The 10,312-nt window shown below is 42.6% G+C and carries 8 protein-coding genes; 6 read left to right on the forward strand and 2 right to left on the reverse strand.

The features are described 5' to 3' along the window. The first annotated feature begins 5 nt into the window (after window positions 1–5). Complete coding sequence (rsmD, locus tag K9M07_05925) at window positions 6–593, forward strand: 16S rRNA (guanine(966)-N(2))-methyltransferase RsmD (protein ID MCF7852759.1); 588 nt, start codon at window positions 6–8, stop codon at window positions 591–593. Window positions 594–606: 13 nt separating this feature from the next. Then, window positions 607–2,796: a hypothetical protein gene (locus K9M07_05930; GenBank protein ID MCF7852760.1), complete on the forward strand. Its 2,190-nt coding sequence runs from the start codon at window positions 607–609 to the stop codon at window positions 2,794–2,796. Here K9M07_05930 and K9M07_05935 read toward each other — a convergent pair. Continuing rightward, entirely contained in the window at window positions 2,793–3,341 is a 549-nt protein-coding gene (locus K9M07_05935) for a hypothetical protein (protein MCF7852761.1), read from the reverse strand. The two genes, K9M07_05930 and K9M07_05935, sit on opposite strands and share 4 nt — an antisense overlap. Before the next feature lie 503 nt (window positions 3,342–3,844). On the opposite strand from K9M07_05935, the gene K9M07_05940 reads away from it, so the two are divergent. Continuing rightward, complete coding sequence (locus K9M07_05940; GenBank protein MCF7852762.1) at window positions 3,845–5,224, forward strand: sodium-dependent transporter; 1,380 nt, start codon at window positions 3,845–3,847, stop codon at window positions 5,222–5,224. A gap of 34 nt (window positions 5,225–5,258) precedes the next feature. Continuing rightward, window positions 5,259–7,127, forward strand: coding sequence for a molecular chaperone HtpG (gene htpG / locus K9M07_05945; protein MCF7852763.1), 1,869 nt, complete (start codon window positions 5,259–5,261; stop codon window positions 7,125–7,127). Between the two features lie 58 nt (window positions 7,128–7,185). Here htpG and K9M07_05950 read toward each other — a convergent pair whose 3' ends face one another. After that, window positions 7,186–8,040 (reverse strand): mechanosensitive ion channel family protein, encoded by an 855-nt coding sequence (locus tag K9M07_05950; GenBank protein MCF7852764.1) that lies wholly within the window; start codon window positions 8,038–8,040, stop codon window positions 7,186–7,188. A gap of 413 nt (window positions 8,041–8,453) precedes the next feature. Between K9M07_05950 and K9M07_05955 the strand changes: the two genes are divergently transcribed. Then, complete coding sequence (locus K9M07_05955; GenBank protein ID MCF7852765.1) at window positions 8,454–9,902, forward strand: hypothetical protein; 1,449 nt, start codon at window positions 8,454–8,456, stop codon at window positions 9,900–9,902. A gap of 3 nt (window positions 9,903–9,905) precedes the next feature. Then, window positions 9,906–10,312 (forward strand): hypothetical protein (locus K9M07_05960; GenBank protein MCF7852766.1); only part of this gene is annotated, 407 nt, incomplete at its 3' end.

Consider the following 10,312-nt stretch of genomic DNA (forward strand, 5'->3'; position numbering starts at 1 on the left):
AGAGATTGAAACTCAAAATCACGGGTGGAACATTAAAGGGGCGCATGATTGCCACCCCAAAAGGGCAGCAAACGCGGCCAACGAGCGAGCGCTTGAGACAAACCGTTTTTGATATCTTGTCCGGCCGCATCGAAGCTTCCCATTTTTTAGATGCCTTTGCCGGCAGCGGCGCGATTGGCATTGAAGCTCTATCCAGAGGGGCTAAATCACTTACCCTCATTGAACAGGCTCGCCCGGCCATTGCCTGTATCGAATCGAATCTCAAAGAGCTCGGCCTCTCATCAAGGGCAACGCTCTATCGCTGTGATTGTATCAAGGCACTGCTCGCGCTCAAAAATAAACACACCTTTGATCTAGCCTACTTTGACCCCCCTTACCCAAAATCGCCTAAGGAACTCGAATATCTCAATCACCTTTTCGAGGTGATGGATACTTCACAATTATTTGCAGACGGGGCGCTCATTTTATTTGAACTGCCCCTAAACACGAGCCAAATCAATCTCGATCCCCATCCCCATCTGATGCTAGAAAAAAGTCGCAAAATCGGCAATACCTGCCTACACCAAATAACATATACCGAAATGAAAAATTAGGATTTTAGCAAACATGGCAGCATCAAACATCTCTTCTTCCGCACGCCCCATGACAGATATGATTTCAAGTCCACCCATTCGAGAAAAACGAGATAGGGATGATGTCCCCTGTGAAGCACCTCCTTTGCCCCCTTCCGCATCCCGACTAGCTCTTTCGACAATCGCTTCCTTACCGGCTCATCCCACGACTTTTCAAGAGCTTTTTAATTATCAACGTATTACAGAGAGACTCACATCTTTTATCGGCATAGATTTTATTCATTCACACCGGCATACGATTCCTCTTTTTTCTCAACTGCACACGATCAAACAACTGAGGGACGCAAGTGAATTTCTTTCACTTTTGAAAACCCCTTCCCTTGCCCCCCAAATCGCACCTTTTTTAGAACCTGAAATCAAGAGCCTTGATTGCCTTATCGCCGCAATAAAAAAAAATAGGCCATTGGATCCGGAGCGCGCTAGAGCCCTTCGAAAATATCAACATGATTTGATGTCAAAAATTGTGTTTAAATTCGAAGAGATCCCCCCACTAAAATCTTTAATTCCCACCATACCAAGAATTAACGGATTAGATGAAAAAGAGGAAAACTCACTGATCATACGATTCCACGAAAGACGGTGGGTTCATTTTGACCCAAGTCAACAAACTCTATCGACATTACCCATCCTATTCTACGAGCGTAGAAGTCTTGGCCAATATTATATGCAAACGCTATCAAAATTCATTGACCATCATTCTATTTCAGACCCATCCATAAGTGTGACTGCCATCAGAGTATGCGTTTGCTACTTGCATGCCAAAAATTGCGATTATAAAAAAATTTTAAAACTATTGATCACTATATCTGATACCGTTAAAGATCTGAAATCTCATAAAGGATTCTTCTTTGAAGAATTTTGTCATTTATTAAGTCAATGTTCCTTTAAAGATATCTTCCTCTTTTTTGAAAAAATTTGCGGAAATTTTCCTAGCTTAAGCAATCAACAAGAACAGATGATCGTCAATGCAATCACCCCCTATATCACAGGGGAATACGTCCCATTTTTGCCTCCCCTCTTTGTCAATATTAAAAAACTCTTTCCCCAATTTAAGTTGATGAGACAACTCACAATGAAATATTTAGAGCTGCTTGACGAGGAACATCTCAGTACATTAAAACAGGCTTTCTTATGTCGATTTGCAAGGGAGTGTAGTCCAGTTGCTCTAGTGCAGCATTATGAAACGCTCATTACTGAGGGAAATCTAGCCGGAGCACTTCATTTTTACAGAAAAGGGGGTAGTCATCTCCCACAAGATTATTGCCATAGAAAACCGCTAGTCGCTTTCCATCTGCGCCGTCATGATTTGGATTCAGCGCTTACATTACTTGAAGAAAGTAGGAAAACTCTCTTAACAAAGCACAGCGAAAATGGGATTATCCCCCTTCACGAACAAATCCTCGAATATTTATACGATCAAAGAGATCGATCTAGATTAGATCTCTTTCTAAAATCGATATCAGGGCCAAAGTCATTAGTCATCAAACAACATCTTAACAGATGCCTCAACTCATACCGCCTTTTAACAGAGGGCCCAACCATCAGCTATCAATCCCTTGTGGGCTCAAAGGGCACCCCCCAAAAACAATACTTTTGCGCCTTGGATGCTCTCAACTATGCGCTACATAGAAATCTTTCTTCTTCAGTCGCCCATCGCATCATAATAGAAGCCGTTGCGCTTATAGACAGGGAGGCTTTGACAGATGAAGCCAAGCAACTCGAAAATAGAGTTTTTTGTCAAACAGCTATCAGAGCACTAGAGGAAGAATCTTTTGATATTCTATATCATTTGATCTATACCCTGCACACCCCGAAAAGATTCATAATGGACACTTTGCTTGAACAGCAAAACGAAACAGAAGCAAGGAAGTTCAGCGAAAAACTTTTTGAATGGGGTAGCTTTTTTCCGGTTACTGCATATAGCCTTTTTGTATACGAATGCCGGCAAAACAACTTTGAATATGCAAAAAAACTCTTTGATTCTAATCTTTCTTCCATGCCATCGGCCATCGCATACTTTGCGCTTCTCCTAGCCCGAAACAAACGCTTTGATGAGGCTGAAGAATATATTGCAAAAATGCCCGAAAGTGCACACAAAGAGGCCGAAAAAAAAATAGTTAATCGTGAAAAAACAAAATTCTTTCTACTTCACCGCTCGGATTAGTCCGTATCTCTTAACAATCCTAAATCTCTTAAAAGCTTCTCCCTTTCAGTGGGCTCTTTAGGACTTGATGTATCGTAAATTGCAAGATCGAATGGGTTCTTCGCTAAGTTAAACTCGTCTCTTTGAAAATCCGATAGCTGCTCAAAATGCAGAGGAGTAAAACATAGACGAGTGACATCTCCTTCTGAACCCCGCGTATTGTCATACTTGACTTCAAAATACAGACCAATAGAACGAGCTCGCTCCTTCAAAGCCGCAGCATTAATTGCAGTCACTTGGCAAGTCAATTTGTCCGTATCTCCAATACTAATCTTAGCTATTTCAGAGTCAAAACGCCTAATATCCCGATGTGTCAAAGTGACATTACAAATCCTCATTTGAACAAATGTGGGTTCCCTCATCACAGCTCTTAACTTTTCAACTAAGTCGGGATGCAAAGAACAAGGACGCATCGCCTCCTTGCCTACCTCAGGATGAGTTGAGTCAAAAAAAGCTGCCCCCCAGGCAAAAACGGTATCCAAAACCCCACTTACAATTGAACCCACAACAAAACCCCTTCTTTTAATTACAGTTAAATTAAATTCTTTAATTAACTATTGTATACTAAACTCAATAATTTAATCAATTAATTTAATATATTGACTAACAACAACTTAAAGCCGGCGCTACACTATATAAATCATTAACAATCAGTTTGTAACAACTAAAGGCAAATCCCTGACGCCATTTTTAATATTTGGTATTTAATTCCCCCTCCGATTATCATAATAAAATTTTCTAATGCTTTGTCACATTGAAAATTCCCCTCCATAAATAGAGGCGGTTTTTTAATTACGAGCGATATACCGGGAGTGATTCAAGAGTTGGAATTTTTAGAAGCCGGCGCGCCGATGGTCGATCAGGCCGAAGGCCTTTTGACCCGAGCCGCTGCGCTATTGACAATAGGCAGAGGCGAGGTCAAATCGACCAAGCGGGGATGCCGGCGACAAAAAAAACAAGTATTGAATCACGATCGGTATACATACCAAAATAACGGGAGTTTAACTAGATGAGTCAAAGAGAGCATTGGGGATCGAGAATTGGATTTATCATGGCAGCCGCAGGATCTGCGATTGGTCTTGGAAGCCTTTGGAAATTCCCCTATACGGCCGGGGAAAACGGCGGCGGGGCTTTCGTCCTTTGCTACCTTATTTTCACCCTTTTTATAGCCCTCCCTCTCTTTATCGCCGAACTGATTATCGGTCGCAAAACACAAAAAGGGGCTGTTTTTGCCTATCAAGCTTTGACCCATGAAGGTTCCAACTGGAAAATGCTTGGATGGATCAATGCTCTAGCCTGCTTCATTATATTGGGCTTTTATAGTGTCGTTGCGGGTTGGACTCTAAGTTATATCCTTATGTCCTTGACCCAGTTCACTCAAGGGAAAAGCCCCGACGAAATCCGCACTATTTTCACAACCCTTGCCTCCTCACCCGGAATCAATATTTTCTGGCTCTTCCTCTTTATTGCGATGAACGTCGGCATTGTCTTCAGCGGAATTCGCAAGGGAATTGAAAAATGGTCTAAAATCTTAATGCCGGGCCTTCTTGCGATCTTAATTGTCCTTTTTATTTATGCTTTGACAATGGACGGATTCCCCCAAGCGTTCCGCTTTATTTTTTACCCCAACTTCACTGCTTTATCCGCTTCGGGAATGCTCAATGCTTTAGGGATGGCGTTTTTTACGGCCAGCGTCGGCCTTGGGATCATCTTAACATACGGAAGCTATATGAAGCCCGATGAGAACATTCCCAAAACGAGCATTATCGTCTCTATTATGACGATTCTCGTCTCACTCATCGCTTCATTGATGATTTTCCCCATTGTTTTTACATTTGGATTTTCTCCACAAGAAGGGCCCGGTCTTGTCTTCCAGACACTCCCCATCCTCTTCTCAAAATTACCCGGACAAGTTTTGATTTCAACGATCTTTTTTGCCCTCCTTCTCTTTACGGCTATCACTTCGTCGATTTCAATTTTAGAGATGCTTGTTGCCAATTTTATTGAGCTCTTTAGCCTCTCTCGCGAAAAAGCAACGATCCTTTGCGCTTTGATCTCGTTTTTGATTGGGATTCCTTGTGCTCTGAGCCATTCCGACACTCTTTTTGCATCATGGAAATCGATCTATAGCATGAATTTCTTCGATACGATGAACTACATCACATCGAGCTGGATGATGCCTATTTCGGGACTTCTCACGACCATTTTTATCGGATGGAAACTCGATAAGGAAATCATAGAATCGGAATTTGTTGCCGGAACCCATTGGGTTTGGATTTTTAAGCCCTGGTTTTTCTGTGTTCGCTATATCGCTCCCCTTGGAGTGATTGCGATTATCTTAGATCAAACCGGATTGCTGAATTTTAATGCGCTTTTTAGTATAAAATAAGACACGATTGTTAATAAGGAGCAATAGACAACATATGGCAAAAGGAAAACTCAAAATTCACAGTGAAAACATCCTTCCTATTCTTAAAAAATCCCTCTACTCCGATAAGGATATTTTTCTTAGAGAACTCGTCTCAAATGCATGCGATGCGATGTCTAAACTCAAAATCTTGAGAGATCAAGGACAGGCCCAATTTAAAGATGAAGAGCTACGCATTGATATCGCGTTTGACAAAGAGGCCAAAACGATTACGATCTCGGATACGGGGCTCGGAATGACCGAAGATGAGGTCAAAAACTATATCGCTCAGCTCGCCTTTTCCGGAGCCGAAGAATTTCTTCAAAAATATGAGCAGGGCAAAGAAGAAGATCAAATCATCGGCCACTTTGGGCTTGGATTTTACTCCTCTTTCATGGTCTCTAAACAAGTTGATCTTGTTACAAAATCATACAAGTCGGATGCTGAGTCGGTTTTCTGGTCTTCTGACGGATCCTACGACTACACCATTAAAAAAGGGCATAGAGAAGAGCGCGGAACCACGATTACTCTTTATATTGATGATGATTCGACTGAATTCTTAGAAAAGAGTCGCCTCTCTGAAATGCTCAATAAATACTGCGTCTTCCTCCCCTTTCCCATCTATCTCGACCACGATCACATCAATAAAAATGAACCCTTGTGGATGAAGCCCGCAAATCAATGCACTGACGAAGAGTATATCGACTTCTATCACAAGCTCTATCCGATGCAGCCCGATCCGATTTTCTGGATCCATCTCAATGTCGATTACCCCTTCCACCTCAAAGGAATTTTATACTTTCCTAAGATCACCAAGAACTTCGACTTCTCTACCTCGCATATCAAACTCTTCTGTAACCGCGTTTTTGTTTCGGATAACTGCAAAGACCTCATCCCGGACCATATGATGGTTCTCCGTGGAGCCATTGATAGTCCCGATATCCCTCTGAACGTCTCTCGAAGCTACCTTCAAATGGATCGCACCGTCCGCCAACTCGGCACTCACGTCTCTAAAAAAGTGGCCGACCGCTTAGTCAGCTGGCATGAGAGTGATAAAGAAAAATTTATCGCAGCATGGGAAGAGATGCAGCTGATCATCAAGCTTAGCACCTTGCATGATGAAAAATTCTATGAACGCGTCAAACCCCTTCTTCTCTGGAAAACCTCTAAAAATGAGTGGCTCACAGCAGAAGAGTATCTCGAAAAAAATAAAGATAAAACAAACGGCAAGATCTATTATATCACCGATAAAGACCACGCCTCTCATTTTATCCAACTCTATGAGTCAAAGGGAATTGACGTCCTGATTGCCAATAGCACCCTTGACACCCCTCTGATTAACCATCTCGAGGGTAAATTAGAGCAGACGACATTTCAGCGCGTAGACGGGGCTGTTGATGAGATCATGATTGACAAATCGCGCGAAAAAACCCTCCTTGATGAACAGGGTAAATCAGAGTCGGTGCGTATTGGTGAAACATTCAAACGCCTCCTCGATATTGAAAATATTGAAGTCGAAGCAAAAAGTCTCGATTCAGATGCGGTTCCGGGATTTATTATTCTCGATGAGCATATGCGCCGTATGAGGGATTATATGCGCCTTTCACAACAAGGTGATTCTCCTTTTGCAAACTTCGAAAAACACACCTTCGTCGTCAATACCAATAGTAAACTGATCCAATCAATCCTTAATATTGAATCGATCGATGAGGCCCTTGCTAAAGCAATGACCCGTCAGGTCTATGAACTTTCGCTTCTATCTCAGCGCGAGCTTAAACCCGATGCCCTAACAACCTTTATCAACCGATCAAATGAGGTGCTTGAGAAATTAGCACTCTTTACGAAACTTGAAGGAAAGTCGGCTACGGCCAATCCTCAAGCTTAAATAGCTTTCTTGGACACTCCCCTTTTAAGAGCGGAGTGTCTTTTAATTCCCCGCTTGATCAGGGAGATTGCGGGCTTAGCCCCTGTTCCATCGGATTTTCATTTTCGGGTGGATAAAACTGCTCTAAAAACCGCGTAGTAATCACCTGTGAGAGCCGCTCTTTTAAATGAGCGGGACAAGGGACTCTAAGATAGATGTTGAGCTTCCCGGACTTGGGCATGTGGAGGCTCACTCTCGGCTCAACTGAAGGAAGCTCAATGCTGCGGCTTTTTTCGAGCATACGAACCCGATTACGGGCATGATCTAGATAAGGCGCGCACTCTTCCTTAGCGATCTGCATTAAAATGTCGCGTCCCTTCTTCCAATTGTCCGTGACGTACATAGGAAAGGTGAGATCGATCATGTGATAATTGCCAAGGAACGACTCGTTAATCACAAATTCAGTGAGAAGCATACTGTTGGGGAAGACAATCTTGCGCCCCGTTAGCTGGTAACTAGAGCCCCCTTCACCGATTTCCATGACGGTGGTCGATAACAATGAGACATCAATGACATCTCCGCGCATTCCCTTAACGCAGATGCGATCACCAATCTCATAGGCATGCCCCTGGAGCCTTAAAAAAGCCCCGTTGAGGTTCATAAAAGTTTCCTTTACCGAGATAACGATAGCCAAAGCGATGGCAAAAAGCGAAAGAGCAAGACCTTGAATCTGCTCCCCCCAAATATAGATCATTCCAAGGAGAAAAAGAACGACGGAAAAAGTACGAAGATACCCAAGCCCTCTGAGGCGCTGTTGAGACGTCCAGTTTTTATTTGTCGTTCGAATATAACGGGCAGCTAACGTTCTAACGGTTAAAATGACAAGAAGGAGAACCGCCGTCCCAATCAGGTTCCCAACAATCCACTTTTCCATATTCAGCGCATCTCACTCATTATGAATACTTTAATTAACAATTTGTTCTCTTTCTATTCAAGAAAAGAGACTTCAATATTGGCACCTATCTCATTTAACCTCAAGAAAATCTAAAAATCTCTCAGCGAAGCCGAGATTAAAATATAAACAATTGATAATCAGCGTTTGCTTTGTTGCATAATTCGATAAACTATCAGGTTGTTGACCATAAGGACTTTAACAACCACAGAGAGCACAGAGTCCACAGAGAAAAATCAAGAAAAATGCGCATTCCGGTGTCTCTGTGCTCTCTGTGGTAAAAACTAATAATGAGCATGTTATATAAAAACAAACTCTGGTTGAACAAAAAAATGATAATTAATAAAGATTTTGTTATAATACTTCTATAATTAATAATAAAAAGGTAATTAAATATGGGAGTCACAATTAACCCCAGCCATTCACATTTTGAAGAATTAACGAGGGCTTTTCGAGAGCACAAAGCGAGCTTCCCGGAAACAATCCGAACAAAGATTCAAGAAACGATACCGGAATCCTTCGAAATTCAAAAGGACGCAGGAGAAATTGATATTCGCTGGAATATCGATACAAAGCAGCGTTTCTCAACGGCTTCGCTTAAGTCAAAAGGGAGAGTGACAGCTGATTCATTAAAACCAATCGATGAGCTGGCACGCCGCATTCTCAGAGCGCCCGCATCAGCCTCTGCATCAACTTTCGTGCAGGGCGAAAAACGCGTTGTCAAATGTCGTATTGCCGAATTAGAAGCTCAGATCGCAAGCATGCGAGCTGAAGCAACGAGAGAAAGCGCAACTAGAATGCGCTCTTCTGCTGAAGAAGCGGTCCATCTTGGAAAAGCCTATGCATCTAACTTAGAAAAAAAACTTAAAGCTGTTGAAACGAGTTCTAAACAGGAAATTCGCACATTGACTCATGAAAACGGAGTGAAAATACGTGCATTAACGGAGCAATTGGCAACGGAAACTCAAAGAGCAAATGCCCTTGATCAAAGAGTTGCTACTCTATTGATTAAAGTCGATCAATTAGAAACAGCGTCAACTGATCAAAATGCCGTGATGAGCCAAGCTCGCGGAAGAATTCAAGCACTACAGGATGAGATTACAGGTTTAAATGAAGCATTAGCAAAAGCCGAAGGAGAAGCAGAGGGCGCCACTAAAGGCGTTGAAGCAGCCATTGAAAGAGAAAAAGCAAAACTCCACGCTGAAGTGACTGCTTTAAAAGCAGCCTTAAGCGAAGTTGAAACAAGTTGTTCAGACCTTTCAGAGCAACTTGAAGCAAAAAGGGGAGAGCTAACCACAACACAAGAAGAACTTGGAAGCGCACAGGAGTTGATTGGGGCCTTAAGAGAGGAGAAGACTGCATTGCTCTCAGCATGTGCTGAGCTTGAGAAAACAATCGCGACTCAAGATGCTACTTTATCAAGATATGCAGCTCAATTTTCAGCCCTTGAAGAGAAAATGAAGCCACTTGAGGGGGTTATAGATCTTTCCACAGCAACGGCTAGAGAAAATGATCGCTTAAAAGCTCAAAATAGAGAGCTAGAAGGCAGGATCGCTGCCTTACAAGCTGAATTAGCCTCGGCACACTCGCTCACGAGTGATGCAGAAGCTGAACTCAGCCAATTGAAAAAAAACATCGGTAATCCGGATCTCGAAGCGAAATTCGAAGGTCTAAAAAGTTGGAATGGGTCTCTTGGCACACTATTCGGAACCGGTGATGTGGAAAACCTCGAAAAGGTGGTTACATCTATGATAAATGCTTTAACGGCTGAAAATAATGAGTTGAAGCGGCAGCTAAGTGAGATGAGGCTTCCACGCTCATCGTCAGAAGGTGGGGAGGAATAACATATGACATCCGGACTCAATCTTTCTCAACCTATTCAAGTCAGCAATCATACGATTGTTGTTTTGCCTGAGGCTCAAGAATACCAAGAATTAAAAACTCTTTTTCAGGGAATTGATCTTTCCTCTCTAAAGCAAGCTGATCAAAACAAATTTCAACAAGATCCAAAGGCGTTTGTCCTTCAAAAAGATGGCTATGTGCAGTGGGTTGTGACGCATGAGTGTGGAATCTCAACTCGAGGTCTTCATGAGCGCAGCTCCATTTCTAGAGAATCCCTTCAAGCCCTTCGTCAAAAAGGGGAAGAGATCTACTCTCAAGTGTTTAGACGCACCGAAAATGATGATACCCCCTCTCCTCGCGCTGTCAGGCCAACTCCTGTTGCGCGCTCTGTTTTACCACAAGCGACACTGAC

The sequence above is a fragment of the Simkaniaceae bacterium genome (assembly GCA_021734805.1).
Taxonomy (GTDB): Bacteria; Chlamydiota; Chlamydiia; order Chlamydiales; family JACRBE01; genus Amphritriteisimkania.

Bases quoted from the DNA above. Each gene is read 5' to 3' on its own strand.
- K9M07_05930 (MCF7852760.1), top strand. From the start codon at position 607: ATGGCAGCATCAAACATCTCTTCTTCCGCACGCCCCATGACAGATATG.
- K9M07_05940 (MCF7852762.1), top strand. From the start codon at position 3,845: ATGAGTCAAAGAGAGCATTGGGGATCGAGAATTGGATTTATCATGGCA.
- htpG (MCF7852763.1), top strand. From the start codon at position 5,259: ATGGCAAAAGGAAAACTCAAAATTCACAGTGAAAACATCCTTCCTATT.
- K9M07_05950 (MCF7852764.1), bottom strand. From the start codon at position 8,040: ATGGAAAAGTGGATTGTTGGGAACCTGATTGGGACGGCGGTTCTCCTT.
- K9M07_05955 (MCF7852765.1), top strand. From the start codon at position 8,454: ATGGGAGTCACAATTAACCCCAGCCATTCACATTTTGAAGAATTAACG.